Here is a 19208-nt window from a genome sequence, read left to right as displayed (position 1 = left end):
TTTAAGGTAAAGGCTCCTTTAACCAATGGAGCTTTACCCGATGATTTGGAGAAAATGTTATCCACTGCTGCTGTGTGCACTGTGGTTTCTGCTGGGAACTTTACAGCCGGTCAGCGCACAAACCCCAGCCGCCACCACAATACAGCCGCCGGCTGGCCGGGTGTTATTTGTGCTGTCCAGCCAGCAATTCCACGGCAATTCAACGCTGCCTGCTGTGATTAGTTTTGGTGAAGTGGTGCATGCCTGGGATACCTTTCACAGCGCAGGTTTCACCGTTGATTTTGTCTCGCCGGCCGGTGGTGCTGTGCCCATCGACCCCAAAGTGCTGGGACCACGTCTGACCGAACGCCTGCAGGACCAACGCATCATGGCGGGCCTGACCCACACCCAAAAACCAACACAGATTGATGCCAGCCGTTATCGCGCTGTCTATTACGTCGGTGGCAGCAATGCGATGTATCAGGTGCCAGAGGATGCCAGCCTGCAACGGATCACCCGGCAGATCTATGAAGAACACAACGGCGTGGTCTCTGCGGTTTGTCACGGCACCGCCGGCATAGTCCGCATCAAACTCAGTAATGGTCAGTATCTGCTGGCCGGTAAAAAAGTCACCGGTTATCCGGAAGACTATGAAGACAAAACCGCTGCATATTTCCCGTACCTGCCCTTTGCCATGCGCCAGACCATCGAAGCCCATGGTGGTTTGTTTAAAGCACCGGATCCGGAAAAACCTTATATCGAAGTCGATGGCCGTTTAGTCACAGGCCAGAACTATCCATCGGCCCCGCTGGTGGCGCGGGCTGTTGTGCAGATCCTGCAACAGCAGCAAGCCACAGCCAAAAATTAAACGTTGATTTTACTCATAAAAGGAAAATACCTATGAACACATTCTCTACCCTTTGTGCCGCTGCTGTCCTGAGCCTGAGTTTTGCCGCTGCGGCCAACCCGGCGCTCAAGCAACACGCTGAATACGCCGCCATCGACCAACAGATGCAAACGATGATGCAGGCATTTGAGCAAGGTGATGCGGCCAAAGCACACCGGGTGATCCTGCAGGATACTGTGGTGGTCGGTTATTCGAAGAAACAACAAAAAGTGGTCAATGTCTCCGGCGCCGAATGGTCCAAAGGCTTTCAGGTGTCCCCGGATGAAGCAGAGCGGCACCGCCAATACCAAATCCTTGATATCACCGACACCGGCGCAGTGGTCAAAGTGATGCTGGATTATCCGCAATGGCTGGGGGTGGACTATCTGGCGATGACTAAAGTCGATGGCCAGTGGCGGGTGGTCAGTAAATCCTGGAGCGGTACGATGAAGCCGGCGAAATAATCGCAGCTAAATGACGCCGGCCCGTGGCATTGGGCCGGCGTCTGGCATTATTCAATGGCCAGCAGTTCAACATCAAAAATCAGCACTGAACCTGGTGGGATTTTACCGGCGCTGCGATTGCCGTAACCGAGATCGGCTGGGATATAAAAACGGAATTTATCGCCTTTTTTCATCAGCTGTACGCCTTCGGTCCAGCCTTTAATCACCCGGTTCAGCGGAAAGCTGATGGGTTCACCACGCTCCACTGAGGAGTCAAATACGCTGCCGTCGGTCAGGGTGCCGTGGTAATGCACGTTGACGGTGGACGTTTCGGTAGGGTGTTTGTCGCCGTCGCCACTATTCAGTACTTCATACTGCAGGCCCGAGGCGGTGGTTGTCACGCCATCCCGTTTGGCGTTATTGGCCAGAAAAACTTCACCCAACTCGATATTCTGCGCGGCAATTTTCTGGTTATTGATGTTGTTGTAGAAGTAATACAAAACCGCCGCAGCGACTATCACGATCAGAGCTATTTTCATGGTTATCCTTGTCTGTTTTCCAGACGATTGATAATAAGTTCAACAAGTTGGCGCTATCATAGGGGCAAAAACGATACCGGTCAAAGCGCTGTTTGCTGCCACTGATTTTTTGGCCGCTGGTTTTACTTCAGCGCTGTTTGCTGAAGGTCATGCCGCTGAGTGTTAGTTGCTGCACCTTGCCTTGGTTGACCGTAAATTTGACCACTTCGCCGGAATTGGGCACCAGTTCCAGTCGTAGTTCGTCCGTTGTATCAAAACCGCTGGCGATGGCCTGCAGTGCGCCCCAGCGAAACTCCAGCTGTTGTTGGGCATTCAGGCTCACAATCATCTCGCCAAGCTGTGGATGCAGATAACGGCCGACATAACCGGCCGGCGGCAGGCTGAGCAGCGTTTTGCGGCCCTCGATTTTTTGCTGTTGCGCTTGTTTCATTGCCGGTAGCTGGGCCAGTTTTTGCTGTAGCTTGACAAAACCGGCTTTGACTCTGGCTTTAGTGCCGCTGTCACCAAGTAACAGGCCGTAGCAATAATCGGCAATCAGATTATTCAGATCGCGACTGAGCACGTCTTCATTATGTAAAATCACCAGACCTATTTGCCGTGCAGGTATAAACGACAGATGCGCGCTGTAACCCGGAAAACCGCCAAAATGATGCAGCATCACCTCGCCTTTGTAAGGCCCGGTGTACCAGCCGAAGGCGTAGCCGGAACGCTTAAAATCGCCGTAGCTGCTGTCGGTGGTGACCTGGGTTTGCTGCGATTGGCTGATCACGTTGGCCGGCAGCAGGCTTTTCGTGCCTGGTAATTGCGCTGCGACAAATGTGGCTAGATCGCCCGCCGTAGCAAACATGCCGCCGGCGGCATGCATAGTGGCATCAGTTTTTTGCAGATAAAGCGGCAGCTGGTTCTTCATCAGCGAATAAGGCAACGCCAGTGGCCACTTTGCCGCTTTGCTCTGACGCGCGCTGCTGTGCTGCATACCAAGCGGTTTCAAAATCAGCTGCTGCAAATGATCCTGCCAGGCGGTGCCGCTCCGCTCATCCAGCCACAGACTGGCGATGTTGTATCCAACATTGCTGTAGCGGAATTCGCCCCATTTCGCCTCCGGGTCGGGCACCGACTGGCTGGTCAGTGCCTTGAGCGTCTCTGGCGTATGAATGCCGCTGTATGCCGTGGCCCAGACCAGCGGCTGATTGTCTAAACCAGACTGATGGCTCAGCAGCTGGCGCAGCGTGACGCGGCTGGCGTCGATGTTGGGAAACTTCTGCAGCGGCCACATCTGTTGCAGGCTTTGCTTGAGGTCGACTTTGCCTTGTTGTGCCAGCAGTAAAAAAGCCAATGCAGTGAAGGGCTTGGTGGCCGAAGCAATATAAAAGGCCGTATCGCCGTTGACCGGCAGCTTGTGCTGAATATCGGCATAACCGTTGTGATGCTGATAAATCAGTTTGCCATTGTGCACCAGCGCGATGGCGCTGCCAAAGGGCAAACCGGCCTGGGTTTTAAGCGCGGCGATGGCTTGCTCTAATTCAGCAAAATCTTGTGGTGTAAGCGGCTGCGCTGTTGCCGGCATGCATAAGCTGGCGCAGAGGAGACACAGGGCTGAGAGCGGCTTTAATTGGTTCAGCAAAGGTTTCATACGGGTTCTCCTTGATCTGGCTGGCTGGAACTGGCATCAAGCCGTGCGACGCTATAGCGTTGATTAAATTGGTGAAATACCTGATTCTCCGTACTAAATGGATGTAAGTGCGCAGTTTGGGCCAGGATTTGCTGCGAGCGCGCCAAATCGTTGTTGGTCAGGCTTTGTTTGAGTTCCGTCAGAACTAGTTCGTACACCAGGCCGCAAAACAGGCTCATATTCAGCAGCGCGCTACGGCTTTTGAAGGCCTGAATGACCCGGCTAAGATCGCTACTGAGCAGGCCCAAAACAAAGTTATTGCCATCGGCCACCAGCTTCAGACTGACGTCGGCAGTTTTGCCGTATACGTCGCGGCCATTGGCGCGCAGCGTCAGCTGTACACCGGGCAAGTCGGCCGGCTCGTAGATTTTCACCCGCACTTCGACACCACGCGCCGCTGCGGCGATGAGTTCCTCAGCCAGTAACGGCACCGCTGCCGGTTGTAGGTCGGCCAACAGCAGGCCTTGCGCTTCGCGGCAAAGCTGCCGGCAGTCATACAACAACTGGTCAGGGTTTTTCAGCTGGTACACCGCTTCCTGCGTATCCGCCGCCGGTAGCTGCTCCAGCTCGGTCGCCAGCTCAGTGAGTGTCTGGCTGAATTTACGCTGCTCATGGTCCAGTAACTGGCGCCACGGCACTGCCGCATAGCGTTTTTGCTCCTGCTGCAGCTGTAACACCGCGCCTTTTTGATGCAAAGATTCCAGTGCTTTATAGACGTTGGCGACCACTTTGCCGACCTGCTTGGCGACGGCATAACCGGTCATCTCGCCATGGCGTAGCAGTGCCAGATAAATATCGGTTTCCAGGGCAGTAAACCCCAGCTGTTGCAGGCGGACTGTGCTCATTTTTGGCTCTATAAATAATTGGTAGTATTTAAAGCTACTACTAATGAGTCGTCCGCACAACAGATCGATTTGTAAGCGGATTTAACCGGGGCGCGATGATGGTTCGAAGCTCGCTGGTTGCTGCAAGCGTCCCAGTTTCGCCTGGTTGGCGTCGGGCGTGTCAGACCCGGCACTGAGATGCCGGGTCTGAGGTCTGTGTTATTCAGGCTGGTTAAAATAGTTGTAAGGGACTTCTTCGTAGATCATCAGGCTTGGGCCAGACAAATACCGCAGCGGATCTTGCGGATCAAAACGCGAACGTGCAATTTCCTCCAGATACAGCCTTTTGCCAATCAAGCCCTGGGTCGTCTTGAGTAAACGCCATTCGCGTTGGTAACAGAACGCTTCGGGCGAACAAAACACGTTGCCTTCAGCGGTTATTACTGAGCCCGCGTTGTCTGAGCTGAGCAACCAGCGATGTTTGTGTTTTAGCAATGGACTGAATAGCGGCAGTTTTGAGGTATCAGCGCGAACAAAATAGCCGGTATGGTCTGCACTGATTTGATAGCCCTGGGCATTCACTGTCATATCCGCCGCTTGTAAGCGTATTTTGTTGCCTGTCCAGGCTTGTGGTGATCTCAGTGCATTCATCTCTTGCCAATAATGCTGTGGCGCATTGAGTATGAGCTTGTCAGCCTCTCCGGACAGGTTAATGGCAAAAGTCGAATGCATAGTGCCAAGCTGCACTGTGCCGTCAGCGGCAAAGTGCCGTTGATAGATTTGCCAGATCTCACCCAGTTGGCGGATTTTGTGCAGTTGCATGGCACTGTTGTCGGCAAAAATGATATGCAGCGCACCGTCAGCGTTGATTTGCCAGCGAAATGACTGGGATTGGTTGTGGCTGCGTCCGGTGCCGTCCGGATTAAAACTGAACCGGTCGCGATAGAAGTTCTGAAAATCTGTGTAAGCCTTTGGTAAATAACGAGATACAGACCAATCTGTATTTAGTTCTGCCGCGACAAAAGGCTGAGGTTGCTCCGGTGTCTGCACGATACGGACGATACGGCTTTTCGTGACTTGCTGATCTGGCGGAGCAATAAGCTGGCCAAAGAAGCTAAAAGGTTGCATCTGCTTTAGCACAGTGTCGGTCACACGAAAAATACTGCCGTCTACTCCTGTTGCCAATAACTGCAGTGTACTGTGTTGATAGGTGTTAGTGATCGGCAGGCTGGTGTAGTTCCAGCGTCGTAACTGTTCAGCCAGCTCTGCGCTGAGCCCCATCAGGCCAGCCTGGACAGATTCAAAGCTGTCGTAGCGAAAATCTGGCCAGGTAAGTGTCATGACATTATGTTGCTGTTGCCACTGAAATGCCTTAGCCCAACCCAAATCCAGGTATTGACCAGTGCCATTGTCAGCCAGCTGATAACTCCGGCTACCTGGTGCCGAAAATCCTTTGATCACCGGTTCCACTTCGTATAACGGGCGTGTCAGCGCCGGCCACTGTTCAGCAGATGGCGTCTGTTGTGGATCTGCCAGCAATGTAGTTTCGGTGGTGACAATCAAGCCGGGTTTGTTGGCTTGAAGGTCGTCCAGCACGCTGAGATAAACTTGCTGGTCTGTGAGCACCTTGTATAGGCTACTGGCGTCAGGCAGTGTGCTCTGATCTGTCATCAACAGCGTTGCGACAGCAGCCTGCTCAGTCATTTTTTCCACGATGGCACTGGATTCTGCGTCGCGCAGCTCAGTCAGGCTTGAAGGTGATTTACCGTGGTTTGCTCCAACCAGCGCCGCATACCAAGCGGTTGAAAATGCATTGATCAGCACTGGTTCTGTTGCTTTCCGACTGGCGAGATCCGGCACCAGCGCGTAGTAACTCAGCTTGTTGTTGTCGGCTTTTATGGCCTGTAAAATCGTGAGTAAATTGGTTTCGTCATCGTCCGCGCTGACTGTCAGGTTGAACACACCGTTGCTGTCAGCTTTTGTCACGATAGGCAGAGGGCCAGAATGCGCCACCACAGTTGCGCCTGCCAGCGCAGCATCGGTCAGCCGCCCGGTCAGTTTAAATTCCCGCATGTTTTGTTCGATATAGCTGTCGTAGATGTGTTTGGTTTCTTCGCCGTCATCATCAGTCACCAGAACTGATATCGTGACAAACTGATAAGGGGCACTAACCGCCGGCACTGTGTAATGGACAGTGGCAGTGTCAGTGCCGGTCATCTTTAAATCTGGTCCTCTGTGTTGCTTCCACTCATAGCTTTTGATTGTGCCATCCGGGTCTGTCGCTTCAACAGTAAAACTGCCGCTGGTTTTTTCCTGATATGGCTTAAAATTGACGCTGATTTTCGGCGGCTGATTGTTTTTAATGAATACAGTGACTTGTTTCGAGACTGTTTGATTATCGGCATTGGTCAGGCTGACTTGTAATATCGCATTGCTATCTGTTGAAACGGACGGAGCCTGGATATTAACAGTGGCGGTGTTTGCTGAAGTCAGCAGAAGGTCAGGCCCGGAGACCTGCTTCCAGTTGAAAGTACCGCTACTGCCGGCCGCGGTCAGTGTTGCGCTTCGACGTTCTTTTAGTGTGATATCCGCGCCAACACTGAGTTGTGGCGCGACAGGTTGTGGTGGTGTTTCATTGGAGTCTGAGCCACAGCCATGCAGTAATAAAGTGCTGAGCAGCAGCGTGACCAATCCGGATTGGCGAAGTGTAGTCATAAGCATTCCTTTGATAAGCATTCCTTTGATAAGCAGAAGACCCTGCAAGAAATAGTTGAATAAGACGCTTTTATGCTACATGTAAAACATATTGTTCACAATTATTCTAAACCCTTGCCGCCGCCCGGAATTTTCCGCAAGATGCAGCTACACCTTCACAACGTTGCCTGACCCCAATGCCCAACAAACTGCTCGACGCCACATTTTTACAAAACGAATGCCTGAGTGCGCCGCTGCCGCAGGACTGGCAACAGCTGCCGGAACAGGCGCTCGGCAAAAGGCGCTGGTTGTGGCTTGGGCTGACGTTGCTGCCGCTGGCCGTGTTGACACTGCTGATTGTGCTCAGTGACGGCGAGCTGGCGCTGTATGCGATGTTGGGGTTGGTGTTACTGGTGGGTTTTTTATTGCAGCTGTGGCTGCCGTTTCAGCTGGCCCGCACCAGGTATTTGCTGCGCCGGCAGGATTTTTTATTGGAATCCGGCGTCTGGTGGCGACAGGCGGTGCTGATCCCGCTGACGCGGGTACAGCATGTCACGGTTAGCCAGGGGCCGTTGCAAAAGCACTATGGTCTTGCCACGTTAAAAGTCTTTACCGCCGGCGGTGTGCATGCCGAAGCTGCGCTTGTAGACATTGAATATGACGAGGCACAGCGGTTGTGTCAGTTACTGAGCCAGCTGATCCCACAGGAGACGTTGTCTGATGTTGCCTGAAACCACGCCGCCAACCAGCGCCTGGCAGCGGGTGTCGGCCTGGGCGCTGCTGCCGTTACTGGGGAAATCGGCCTGGGAATTTTTTGGTTTTATCCTCGGTGGTGCGGTGTTGTCCTCGCGCGACAAATATGCTGCTTATATGCCTTATGCGCTGACGCTGCTCGGCCTGTTGATTGTGGCGCGGGCATTAGTCGCCTGGCGCTGCAGCCGGTTTCGCGTCACGGCGCAGGGCATCGAACTGGAAAAAGGCCTGCTGCACAAAGAGAAGCTGTTGCTGCCGCAGGCGCGCGTACAAGAGCTGCAGGTTAAACAACCGTTTTATTTCCGCCCGCTGGCGCTTTATGCCGCCAGTCTTGACAGTGCCGGCAGCAAAAAGCAGGAATTTGCCCTGACCGGCTTGTCCGGGGCGCAGCTGATGTTGCTACAGGGCCACGCCACGAATACATCGGCCAGCGCGTCGACACCGTTTTACCGGATTTGGCTCGCCACTTTGTACAATGCTTATTTGTGGCTGCCGCTGGCGGCAGTGTTTGGTATGAGCCAGCAGTTTAAGGATGCGCAGGTTATTGATTGGTTGTCAGGCGTTATTAAAGCGCTGCTACAGCAATATGATATTCAGCACAATTTGTTGTTACAGCTGCTGAGTGTGCTGATGTTGCTGGCACTGATTGCCATTGTGCTAACGCTGATGAGCCTGATTTGGCTGTATCCGCAGCATTTTCAAAGGGATGGCAGAAAACTGCAGCTGACGCAGGGTTCAGTACTGAAAAAATCGCTGCGGATCTCAGCGCAACGGGTACAACTGGTACTGGTCAATCAGCCCTGGCTGGCGCGGTTTTTTGGTCATTATTCGTTGATTTTTCGTGGTTTTGCTGCTGACAAGCAACAAGGTAAGTTTGTCGTGCTGGGGCAAACAGCTTCAGAACTGGATGTGCAGCTACGAGCCCAGCAATTATTGCCGCTGCCTGAAGTGCAAAACGAGGATTTACAGAAGTTTGTGCCGGTGTATTTTCGCCGTCAGGCTTTATGGTCTGGCCTTGGGGTGCTGCTGGTCACCGCACTTCTCTGGCAATCCAATATACCGCCACTGTGGCTGAAAGGGCTGGTGTCGTTGGGCTTAAGCTGCTGGTGGCTGCTGGAAACCTGGCTGAATTACCGCTGGCATGGCTACCGGGTACAAGGCGATGTGATCTATCTGTGGCAAGGTGGCCTGAGCCGGCGCTGGTACATGTTGCCGCTTAAGCAAGTGCAGCAGGTGCGCTTACAACAAACGCCGTTTTTCCAGCAGCACCGGATGGTGAATGTGCAGTTGCACACTGCCAACGGCAAGCTGACGCTGGCGGCTATTCCGAACGCTGCAGCGCAGCAACTCTATACACAGGTGCTGGCGCTGCAGTTTGAAGATTAACCCTCTGACTTAAAACTCCTGCACTGTCGGGCGCAGCACAATTTCGTTGATATCAACATTGTCTGGCTGCTCGATGGCGTAAGCCACGGCGCGGGCGACGGCGTCGGCCGGAATTTGGTTTTGCTGGTAAAACGCATTAACAAATTCCGCACTGGCACCGTGACTGCTGCCGTGTTTCAGTTCAGATTCGACTGCGCCCGGTAAAATGGTGGTGGTACGAATGTGGCCACCGACTTCATGGCGTAAGCCTTCGCTGATGGCGCGCACCGCAAACTTGGTACCGCTGTACACAGTGCCGCCCGGGCTGAAAACTTTAGTGCCGGCCACCGACGAAATATTAATAAAGTGGCCGCTTTGCTGCGCTTCAAATACCGGCAGTGCCGCGGCGATGCCGTACAACACACCTTTGATATTAATGTCGATCATCCGGTCCCATTCGTCGGTACGGACTTCACTCATCGGCGCAATCGCCATAAAACCGGCGTTATTAATAATCACATCTAAGCGGCCATAGCTTTGTTGCGCCAGCTGCACCGCGGCCTGCAAATCTGCGGCGTTAGTGACATCGACCACCTGATAGACGGCGTCGCCACCGGCGGCCTGAATTTCACTGACCAGCTGGGCCAGCCGATCGGCGCGGCGCGCCACTAATACCAGTTTTGCACCGCGGCTGGCCAAAAGCCGGGCGGTACTTTCGCCTAAACCACTGCTGGCACCGGTGATTAACACCACTTTCTGACTGATACCGTTTTGTTGTTTGTTCATCTGTTGCTGCTCCGTTATGAAGGATTCTGTTTGACTGCAGCGGCAGTTTAATTGGCCTGAACTTGCGTTAGAATGGAATAGTTAAGCTTTCAGAATTCCAAAATAAGGAATAATAAAGATGGCGCTGAATAAACTCGAATTACTGCGGATTTTTTGTGGCGCGGCGGAGCTGGGGAATTTTAAAGCCTGTGCCGTCAAGCTGGCGTTATCGCCGCAGGCTGTGACACGGGCCGTGCAGCAGCTGGAGCAACTGACCGGTGAAGTGCTGTTTCATCGCAACACCCGCCAGGTGCGGCTGACGCAATTTGGTGAACAGCTGTATCAGGATGGCCAGTTACAGCTGGCGCAGCTGGAGCAACTATTCAGCCCGCGCCTCGCGACGCAGGACGCACAAGGGCTGGTTCGCCTGGCGGCGCCAGCGGCGTTTCGGCCGGTATTAAGCCCGTTATTGCTGGAGTTTGCCACGCTGCATCCACAAATTCGGCTTGATGTGCGGCTGTCGGATCAGCACAGCGATGTGGTCGATGAACAAATTGATTTAGGTATCCGCGCCGGTTTATTACGTGACCAGAGTTTTGTCGCGTTACAGGTGTCGGAGGTGGCGCTCTATCTGGTGGCGAACCCGGCTTATCTGGCGGCACATGGTGCGCCTTTGGACCTTGCTGCACTGCACGAGCATCAGCAGGTCAGTTTACTGGATGCCGGTACTGGCCGGCCCTGGGCCTGGTTTTTTCGCGATGGCGAGATTTATCAGCCGCGGCAGGTAAGACTGCTGGTCAATGATGCGCAACAGGAACTGGCGGCAGTAGCCGCAGGCCTTGGCATTGGGCAAATCGCTGATTTTCTGGCAAAAAAATTGCTGGCACGTGGCGAGCTGGTGCGCCTGCTGCCGGAGCAGGAACCCACACCCTGGCCGTTGTCGCTCTACCGGCCACAACGTGGACCGGTGCCAGCCCGGGTGCGGTTGTTGTTTGATTTTCTGCGCGAAGGGCTGCGGAACTGAGCGTTTTTCGCTATTCGCGGATGATCTCAATCTGCGCAGCATACTGACGAATAAACTGTTCGACCTGCGGCAATTCAGCTAGTGGGAATAACCATAACTGGCCGCCGTTCCAGGCCAGGTGTAAAAACGCCGGGCCTTGTTTGTCTTGCTTGCCCAGCACCAGTTTTCGCACTGTGTCCGGAAAGATAAACCCAGCGATGCAAATGCGGTTTTGTTGCAGGCTCAGATCATCCAGTAGGCTACGGGCCATCAGTTGCGGTAACACCCGTGCGCGCAGGTAATTTCCGGCGGCAATCAGAATGGCCAAAAGGTACAAGCAGATGGTGAAGGGTTGTCGCTCTGGCCATTGACTGTAAATACAGGCAGTGAAGAGCAAGCCACAGAGCAAAGTAAACAGCCATTTGCCTGTAGCACTCAGTGAGCGCCAACCGGCAGATACCGCGCTTAGCCCTGGCGTTTTGGTGTCACCACGAAAGTCTTTTTCTCTATAATTCAATATGTTCAATGTCAAAAATCCATTTATGCCAACATCCTGTTTACCATATCGAAGACTATACAGTGCCGCAAGATCCTCAAGCCAGCCCCTGCAACCCGGTTAATTTACTGCGCAGTTGCCAGCGCACCAGATAACAACTGCACAGGCCTTGCAGCAAAACGCTGGCCGCCGAGCAATACCACACCATCGCCGGTGAAAAATCACTGCGTCCGGATAACCAAAATACCGGCAGGATAAATATAAATACCCGCAAGCATGAGCTGGCCAAGGAGGGCCAGGTATTGCCAAGTCCCTGAAACAGACCGGAGCAACTAAATACCAGTACTGCACTGAGGCAGTTCAGGCTGATGATCCGCATAAAAAGTTCACCTTCGGCCAATACCCGCGGATCGTCACTAAAAAGTGCTATTAGCGAATGCGCCATCAGCTGACTCAGGATAAATAACAGCACCATCACCCATGCCATTTGCTGCATACCAATCCGGAAGCTCTGCCGGACCCTTGCCGCTTGTCCGGCGCCAAAGTTCTGCCCAACGATAGCCGGCAGCGCAAATGAAATGGCCATCGCCGGCATCATGAACGCCTGCAAAATCCGGTTACCAATACCAAAGGCGGCCTGGGTTGCGGTGCCGAAGTCTTTGATCACCCAATAGACAAATGCAGTAAAGATAAAAATCAGCGCAAATTCGCCGCCAGCTGGTACGCCGATAGCCGCGATTTGTCGCCAGACTTTGTCGTCAAAGCGCCACTGCTTGGGAATCTGCAATACCGAATGGTCACTATTCAGGAAGTATCGCCAGAGCAACAGCACACCAACCGTCACTGACAGACTGCTGGCCAGGCCCGCACCAAATACCCCCAGTGGAAAACCTGTGCCCCAACCGGCGATCAACACCGGTGCCAGCACAATATTCAGCAGCACTGTGATGAGTTGCACCTGCATGGCTGGTTTGACGATGCCAACCGCGCGCAGTGCAGCGGCAATGGCGGTGGACACAAACATCAACGCCAAACCCGGCAAATAGGCCAGCAGAAATTGCTGCGCTTGTTGTACAGCAGGATCTGCGGTCAGCAGATGCATATAAAGGCCGCTCAGGCTAAAACCCAACACTAAAGTCAGCAGTGCCAGGGCCATGCCCATCAGCATGGCCTGCTGGAACACAATATTGGCATTCTGGTGCTCTCGGGCGCCGGTATAGCGGGCGATGAGCGCGACACAGCCCACGTTCAGCATCTGGGTTAAAGCCATAATCAGCAGCATCAGATTGCCCGCAGCACTGACGGCGGCGATGGCTTCTGCGCCTAAATCAGAGACGAAATACAGATCCACAAACAAATACAGCGACTGCACAAACATGCCAATCATCATGGGTAGCGCCATAGTCCAGACGTGGCGGCGCAGCGAGCCCTGGGTTAAATCGGTCATCATATTCCTGTCGATATTAAGAGTTACAACCTGGCTAACAATTCGGCCAAAGTTTCCTGCTGGCGGGACGTCAGCGGGGCGATAAACTGGCTGGCAAAAAAGCCAAAGGTCTGGTGCGCATCCCGGTAAATCTGCTGGCCGCTGTCAGATAGTTTCACCAGGCTGACTCTGGCATCGCGGGCGTTTTGTTCTTTTTCCACCAGCAGCATTTTCTCCAGAGGCTGAAGTAACCGGGTGACGCCTGAAGCACTGAGGCCAACAGCATTTGCCAGTTCAATCCGGCTCAGTCGCTGCTGCGGCGCCTGAGCTAACCGGTGCAAAATACAATATTCACTGAAGCTGATGCCATGCACACTGAGTTGCGCATCGGCTTTTTTAATCATGCCAGACCAGAGTAAGGCGCTTTGCAGCACCAGATCGACGGCGGGGTTTTGAGTATCCATAACTTGACCTTTGTCAGTGTGAAACCTTTTTTGTCATAAAACGCTGCACCAAAGGTTGATTGATGCTTGATTGTGCAAGTATATTATTGCTTCTTTCTGCTGTGCGCAAGGTTTTTTGCGGATGGATTTGCAGGGGCAATGTTGCTGGGATAATGGTGAATATGCGGCATAAAAAAAAGCAGGCATGTTGCCTGCTTTTTAGTGGGAAACGTCGGGAAGGATGACGTTAGATTTTCGTCAGCCAGCCGTGTTTATCTTCGGCTTTGCCCCACTGAATGTCGTTCAGTGCCTGACGCAGACGGGCTGTGGTTGGGCCTGGTTCGCCACTGCCGACTTTGTATTCTTTGCCCTGGTGGATCAGCGTACCGACTGGTGCCAGTACTGCTGCGGTGCCAGACAAAGCGGCTTCAGTGCCAGGTTTGGCGACGCGTTCCAGCAATTCGTCGACTGTCAGGTCGCGCTCAGACACTGTCATGCCTAAATCACGCGCCAGCGTCAGGATGGAGTCGCGGGTCACGCCGTGCAGGAAAGATGCGTCCAGCGCTTTGGTGATAATTTCGTTGCCGTCAATCAACAGGAAGTTGGCAGCGCCGGTCTCCTGCACATCGCCATTCGGGCAGAACAGCACCTGGTCGGCCTGATATTTGGCTTTGGCCTGCATCGTTGGCTGCAGCGCGCTGGCGTAGTTACCACCGCTTTTGATCATGCCCATGTGCGGCGCGCAGCGGGCGTTATCTTCCACCAGCAGACGCAGCGCGCGGTGACCACCGGCAAAATAGTCACCGACCGGGGACAACAAGACATACAGCATGGAAGTCAGTGTTGGCGTGGCAGCTTTGCCGATGGCCGGTTCAGTGCCGATATGCGTCGGGCGGATATACATAGAACCCGGTGGTGTTGGTACGTCGGCAGCGAAGTGACGGACGGCGTCGACAATCATCTGGCTCAGCAGCGCCGGGTCAAACTTCGGCAGTGATAACAGTTCTGTGCTTTGCAGCATGCGGGCGACGTTTTTATCCATACGGAAAATCGCGATAGTGCCATCTTCATGGCGGAAAGCTTTTAAGCCTTCAAAACAGGTACTTGCATAGTGCAGCACATGGGCGCCCGGGTGCAGACTGATGCTGTTCGCCGGGACAATGGCCGCCGGCCCCCAGCTGTTACCATCAAATTGGGCCATTGCCATTTCAGGCATAAAAACACTACCAAAAGCTGCCATCTTGTTATTCCTGTAAGGTTCTGTCGGGCCGGTGTGGCCCTTTACTGATTGTCATCCGTGTTGCCGGTAACACTGCAATACAGCTGCGAACAGCCACTGCGAGGCAGGTTACGCGAGGAGGCAAACTGGCGGATATTTTCTGTGCATTGTAACCAGCCTTGTTGGTTTCGGCATCAACTATCTGAGCGTCGGGACGGCTGAATTGCCAGTCTTTATCGCAGTCAGTGTTTTGCCATCACCACGATTTCCTGCCGGAGCTGCTGCCAAACTCTTGCCGCACCGGTCGCGGATAAATGGTTGGTATCAAAATACAACAAGGTACCTTTGTCTCTGGTTTGGCAGCGAGTGGTATCACAAAAAAGTCGCTTAGTATCCAGCACTTTGGTTTGAGGTAAAACTGCCAGCTGCTGCATCATGGTGATTTCCGTTTGATGCCAGCGTTCCATTTCCGAATGAGGTAAATAAAACTCTCCCCGTTCCATCGGTCTGAAGCCTGTATTGGCATAGTCCGGCTGCTGACTGATCAGCAGCACCGGTGCATTCTGGCTGAACAGACTGATGGTGTGCTGTAATTGTTGCTGCAACATCAAAGTGCGTGCTGCAACTGGCAGCACTTCACCGCCCTGTGGCTTTGTGGTGACAAAATGATGAGCTGGGAGCAGTTCTCCCTGACGTTGCCAGCCCTGCAGATATAAAGTCCAGCGCGCCGATAAAATCACCAGATCCGGTTTTAACGTTTCAATGTAATCGGCATAACTTTGCAGCATCTCGAGTTTGTCGCAACTACCCGCGTTACCCTCGCCATCAAAGCGCCGTACGCCAACGATAGGTGGACAGCCACCATGCGCAATCACATAGAATTCAGTATCGGCAAGTCCGGGAAAATTGGCTGCTAACACGCCGGCATGTGAATCTCCCCATAACACCACGCGGCGACTGCCCTGGCCAAACACTTTGCAGCTGGCCGTACCGTGTAGCGTGATATTTGGACAAGTTCTGAAGGGCTGTGCCGCGACCGCCGGATCAATATTGATGAATTCAGGGTGTTGCTGTTGCCAGCGGCCGACGACCAGCTGTTGCTGGCCAAGTATCGCCACGACAATAAATAACAGGCTACCTGTGCCAGCAACTCCAAAAATCTGCCGGCGGCTAAACAGTTGTTTTTGCCGAAATGGTGCCTCGATAAATTTACAGCTGAACCATGCAAGCACCAGCGTCAACACAGACAACCCGGTCATCAGTGAGATGGATGGAGTGTCCAGAGAACCATGACGGGCAAAAGCAAACAGCGGCTGGTGCCACAGATAAGCGCTGTAACTGACCAGGCCAATTGACGTCAGAACGCTGTGGGACAACAGTCGGCCGGTTAGCGTCTGCGGTGTGGTAAACAACAGGATGAGGACAGTTCCGCCCACTGGCAGCAGTGCGTTAACACCAGGGAATCGTGTGGTTTTATCAATGAGAACTAAAGCGCCAGACAGCATCAGCAAACCCAACAGGCTACCCACCTGATTGCCCCATGCGGGAAACTGGCGCGGATTTTGGTGCAGCCACCAGGCGACCAGCGCTCCGGCCAATAGCTCCCAAGCGCGGGTTGGCAGCATATAAAAAGTAAAAGCGGGTCTGTGTTGCGCCCCCCATTCTGCCAGCAGCAAGCTTACCAGCAATGCCAGTGTCAGCAGAACCGGTAACCAGGATTTGCACCAGCGCCACAACAGCAACATCAACAGCGGGAAACACAGATAAAACTGTTCTTCAACCGCCAAACTCCAGGTATGGAGCAAGGGCTTGAATTCAGCGGCTGCATCAAAATAACCACTGGTCAGCCAGAACCAGATGTTGGAACAAAATAATGCGACTGCCAGCAGACTGTCCGCATAGTTCAGCAAGTCTTGTGGGCTCAACCAGAACCAAGCCAGCGGTAAGCTGACCAATAAAACGAAGTACAAAGCAGGTAAAATCCTGCGGGCGCGGCGTTCCCAGAAGTGCAGCAGACTGAAAGTGCCGGCGCTCAGCTCATTGAGGATGATTGAAGTGATGAGATAGCCGCTGATCACAAAAAAAACATCAACACCGACAAAGCCGCCGCTGAAGGCGGAAAAACCGGCATGAAACAAAATCACGGGGAGCACGGCCAAAGCGCGCAGGCCATCAACTTCTGGTCTGTAAATCATGTTGCAACAGAGTGAATGCAAAGCGCCCAGTATACCCGCCTGATGACTCAGGTGCTACCTTCAGCGCTTTGCCATGACTTGGTCCACCCGCTGCATCAGCCGGTCGGCGTCTGGGTGTTGCCGGGATAACACCAGATAGACCGGCAGTTGTTCGAAGCGGTCAAAAGTCAGCAGTGGATTATTCAGCGCTACCTCGCTGGCGTGGTAACAGAGGTAGTAGTCGTAACGGCCGCTCAGCAGCAGACGGTAGGCGTCCTGTTGATTGCCGATGTCGTAACGTTTCACGGCTAAGGCGGCGAGTTCGGGTCTTTGTTGCAGATAAGCGAAGCGGGTTTCACTGAGTGCCAGATACGGATAATGCTGCAGCTGTTCCAGCGAACTGAGCCTTTTACTGCTACGCAGCCGCACCACGCCTAACTCAGTCAGATAAACCGGCGCGGCACTGATTCTGAACTCACGGCGCTGAGTCAAAGTGGGCGCTACTACAGCACTGAAATCAATATGATTTTCTAAAGCCTGTAAGCCTCGTGACAGCGAATAAAACTGAAACTGTGGCTGAAAGCCGGCCTGGCGCAGCAACTTATCGACATGACTGATGCCAAGGCCCTCTGCCGCACCGTCGCTGTTGGTGTATTCATAAGGCGGCAAGTCGGAGTAAAAATAAGACACCGGCTCTGCCAGCGCGGGCAGGCTCATTAGCCAGGCGACAGCAAACAGCCAGGCGGCAGCAAGCAAAAATGCTGGCCGCATTATGGCAATACAGGCGCGGAAAACTGGGGCCAAAGGACACCTCCGGGCAGGTTACTTCAGCCTTTAACCTTAGCACAGCGCAGCGGCGGCGAATGATCGGGTCAGGCGCTGTTTGGCGGCGCCGGCTGTGACGTCAGCAACCCCCGCACCAGCGCATACTGCGCGGCGTAATAGCTCAGCATTATCCACAGGCCGGCGCCGGGCAGCGGTTGCCAGAACCGGTTCAGGCCAATCAGGCAATCCGAGCTGATAAACAGCAGACCGCCGCCAACCAGCCAGATATTGCGCCGGCTGCTACACCAGGTGCCGTAAGACATGGTCAGGATCACGCCGATATAACCCAGTACCGGCACTGCCATGGCGCCAAGCCCTGGCCACATCAGTGAGAGGACACCTGCCGCAAAAGCGGCATACGGCAACAACAACAGCGGCCTGTGGCCGGCAAAAGGCCGCATCGCCACTAAATAACTCAGGTGCGCCAGCAAAAAGGCGCCAAGACCAAATACAAACAGCCGTTGCCCGTCTAAGGCCAGCAACACATCCCCCAGCATTGAAAATGCCAGAGCCGCTAATAACGACAGATGTGACCGGACCGGCGCAGCGCGCAGTACCCAGCCGCTTAACAGCAAAAGCGGCAGGATTTTCAGCAGAAAACTCAGCGGAAAGTCGCCGTGGGCGTCGAGCCACAGATACAGGCAGGACAACCCCAGATACAAGGCAGAAAGTTGTAATGGCATAGGCTAAGTATTTGTATTGGAAAGAACAATCATACTGCTCTTTCCGTAATCAAATCACAAGGCCAGTCATGCTGCTCTGGCGTGCCCGCCTTCTCACGGTAGCTGCACCTGCTGAAGTTCGCTTACCACAACGCCATCATCCTGGGGCCCCACATCATCATTGCTGCCGCCACCACGCCGACGGCCGTCAGCAGCGCGCCACCGCACATCAGCACGGCGCCAGACCACAATAACCAAGGCTGCTGGCTGCGCCGGCAATGCCACCACAGCTCAGCGACCGCCATCGGCAACAGATAACAGGCAAATGACAGGATCAAATCAGCCGGGCCATCCAGGGTGTCGTTGTTGCCGTTGGGTCCCTGATTCAGCAGATACCAGCCCATCAGAAACAAGCGGAAGGTCCAGACGCCGTTAATCAATAAAAAACTATGCAAAGCAAAGCGCTGATGCAGGACAAAGTTGCGCTGGCGGGCATAAAACCAGGCGAGGCCCACCGCCAGCGGGATCAACAAGCCATTTAGTGTGATACCGATGGCGCCAAGGTCACTGAGCCGCGAGCCACGCACCCAGGTCAGATACAGGCCGGTGACCGCGCCGCATAAGCCTAACGTCAGAAACAACCGGCCATTCCAGCGGTGCAGTTGTGGCCAGCGTTGCCGCAGTTGTGGCAGCAGCTGTAACAGGCCACAGCTACTGAGCACGGCTGCCGGTAACAAATGGGCAAACAGCATCAGATTGCCGCTGAAGTCTCCGGCAACAAACCCGGTGATAGGCCGCGCCTGATTGGCATTCAGATACTGACCGGTGAACACCGGCCACAGATACAACAAGGCGATATAACAGGCGAACAGCCACTGACCCGCTAAGGCCACGGCAAACCAGGCCACACTGCTGCCGTGTAACAGCTTGCGGGCAATGGCGGCAGAGTGCCCGTTAGCAGCCGCGTTGCTGCGCTCGAGCCAGGGAAGGTAAATCGACATCAATCATCTCCAGTGTGCAGAACATTCGCTGCAGCATGA

General features: G+C 53.9%; 18 protein-coding genes. 5 read left to right on the top strand and 13 right to left on the bottom strand.

The features are described from left to right. Window positions 1-40 precede the first annotated feature (40 nt). A complete protein-coding gene (locus tag ABNT34_RS09940) occupies window positions 41-847 on the top strand; it encodes a type 1 glutamine amidotransferase domain-containing protein (protein ID WP_348731157.1) in 807 nt (268 codons plus the stop codon). Between the two features lie 32 nt (window positions 848-879). After that, a complete protein-coding gene (locus tag ABNT34_RS09935) occupies window positions 880-1329 on the top strand; it encodes a nuclear transport factor 2 family protein (protein ID WP_348731155.1) in 450 nt (149 codons plus the stop codon). Between the two features lie 47 nt (window positions 1330-1376). Here the strand turns inward: ABNT34_RS09935 and ABNT34_RS09930 are convergent, their stop codons facing one another. The 4 genes from ABNT34_RS09930 to ABNT34_RS09915 all read right to left on the bottom strand — a co-directional run bounded on the left by ABNT34_RS09930 (window position 1377) and on the right by ABNT34_RS09915 (window position 7058). Continuing rightward, window positions 1377-1847, bottom strand: a complete 471-nt coding sequence (locus ABNT34_RS09930; protein WP_348731153.1) for an FKBP-type peptidyl-prolyl cis-trans isomerase — start codon at window positions 1845-1847, stop codon at window positions 1377-1379. 127 nt (window positions 1848-1974) lie between these two features. Next, window positions 1975-3480 carry a serine hydrolase domain-containing protein gene (locus ABNT34_RS09925; RefSeq protein WP_348731152.1) on the bottom strand — a complete coding sequence of 502 codons (1506 nt, stop codon included), beginning with the start codon at window positions 3478-3480 and terminating at the stop codon, window positions 1975-1977. Beyond that, a complete protein-coding gene (locus ABNT34_RS09920; protein WP_348731151.1) occupies window positions 3477-4364 on the bottom strand; it encodes a helix-turn-helix domain-containing protein in 888 nt (295 codons plus the stop codon). The genes ABNT34_RS09925 and ABNT34_RS09920 overlap by 4 nt, the downstream gene beginning before the upstream one ends. 198 nt (window positions 4365-4562) lie before the next feature. Beyond that, window positions 4563-7058: a hypothetical protein gene (locus tag ABNT34_RS09915; protein ID WP_348731149.1), complete on the bottom strand. Its 2496-nt coding sequence runs from the start codon at window positions 7056-7058 to the stop codon at window positions 4563-4565. A gap of 176 nt (window positions 7059-7234) precedes the next feature. Between ABNT34_RS09915 and ABNT34_RS09910 the strand changes: the two genes are divergently transcribed. Together ABNT34_RS09910 and ABNT34_RS09905 are read left to right on the top strand one after the other, a co-directional pair. Further along, window positions 7235-7768, top strand: coding sequence for a PH domain-containing protein (locus ABNT34_RS09910; protein ID WP_348731147.1), 534 nt, complete (start codon window positions 7235-7237; stop codon window positions 7766-7768). Next, window positions 7758-9176, top strand: a complete 1419-nt coding sequence (locus ABNT34_RS09905) for a PH domain-containing protein (RefSeq protein WP_348731145.1) — start codon at window positions 7758-7760, stop codon at window positions 9174-9176. Before ABNT34_RS09910 ends, ABNT34_RS09905 begins: the two co-directional genes overlap by 11 nt. A gap of 9 nt (window positions 9177-9185) precedes the next feature. Here the strand turns inward: ABNT34_RS09905 and ABNT34_RS09900 are convergent, their stop codons facing one another. Next, complete coding sequence (locus tag ABNT34_RS09900; protein ID WP_348731143.1) at window positions 9186-9941, bottom strand: SDR family oxidoreductase; 756 nt, start codon at window positions 9939-9941, stop codon at window positions 9186-9188. A gap of 118 nt (window positions 9942-10059) precedes the next feature. Here ABNT34_RS09900 and ABNT34_RS09895 point away from each other — a divergent pair, with 118 nt between their 5' ends. Beyond that, window positions 10060-10944: a LysR family transcriptional regulator gene (locus ABNT34_RS09895; RefSeq protein ID WP_348731141.1), complete on the top strand. Its 885-nt coding sequence runs from the start codon at window positions 10060-10062 to the stop codon at window positions 10942-10944. Window positions 10945-10954: 10 nt separating this feature from the next. Here ABNT34_RS09895 and ABNT34_RS09890 read toward each other — a convergent pair whose 3' ends face one another. From ABNT34_RS09890 to ABNT34_RS09855, 8 genes are all read right to left on the bottom strand, one after another. Beyond that, window positions 10955-11194 (bottom strand): hypothetical protein, encoded by a 240-nt coding sequence (locus tag ABNT34_RS09890; protein WP_348731139.1) that lies wholly within the window; start codon window positions 11192-11194, stop codon window positions 10955-10957. Window positions 11195-11516: 322 nt separating this feature from the next. Beyond that, window positions 11517-12866 carry an MATE family efflux transporter gene (locus ABNT34_RS09885; protein WP_348731137.1) on the bottom strand — a complete coding sequence of 450 codons (1350 nt, stop codon included), beginning with the start codon at window positions 12864-12866 and terminating at the stop codon, window positions 11517-11519. Between the two features lie 23 nt (window positions 12867-12889). Next, the gene (locus ABNT34_RS09880) at window positions 12890-13309 is read right to left on the bottom strand and encodes a MarR family transcriptional regulator (protein ID WP_348731135.1); all 420 of its coding nucleotides are present in this window, start codon (window positions 13307-13309) and stop codon (window positions 12890-12892) included. Window positions 13310-13535: 226 nt separating this feature from the next. Next, complete coding sequence (locus ABNT34_RS09875; RefSeq protein ID WP_348731133.1) at window positions 13536-14528, bottom strand: branched-chain amino acid aminotransferase; 993 nt, start codon at window positions 14526-14528, stop codon at window positions 13536-13538. A 221-nt stretch (window positions 14529-14749) separates the two neighbouring features. After that, window positions 14750-16702, bottom strand: a complete 1953-nt coding sequence (locus ABNT34_RS09870) for an acyltransferase family protein (protein ID WP_348731131.1) — start codon at window positions 16700-16702, stop codon at window positions 14750-14752. Window positions 16703-16762: 60 nt separating this feature from the next. Beyond that, window positions 16763-17485 carry a transporter substrate-binding domain-containing protein gene (locus ABNT34_RS09865; protein ID WP_348731129.1) on the bottom strand — a complete coding sequence of 241 codons (723 nt, stop codon included), beginning with the start codon at window positions 17483-17485 and terminating at the stop codon, window positions 16763-16765. 68 nt (window positions 17486-17553) lie between these two features. Continuing rightward, window positions 17554-18189: a lysoplasmalogenase gene (locus ABNT34_RS09860; protein WP_348731127.1), complete on the bottom strand. Its 636-nt coding sequence runs from the start codon at window positions 18187-18189 to the stop codon at window positions 17554-17556. A 122-nt stretch (window positions 18190-18311) separates the two neighbouring features. Then, window positions 18312-19169, bottom strand: a complete 858-nt coding sequence (locus ABNT34_RS09855; protein ID WP_348731125.1) for a DUF2306 domain-containing protein — start codon at window positions 19167-19169, stop codon at window positions 18312-18314. Window positions 19170-19208 lie beyond the last annotated feature (39 nt).

This window comes from Rheinheimera texasensis, from assembly GCF_964031785.1.
Classification (GTDB): Bacteria; Pseudomonadota; Gammaproteobacteria; order Enterobacterales; family Alteromonadaceae; genus Pararheinheimera; species Pararheinheimera texasensis_A.
The sequence above is the reverse complement of the archived record's forward strand: the minus strand, read 5'-3'. Positions and strand labels throughout refer to the sequence as shown.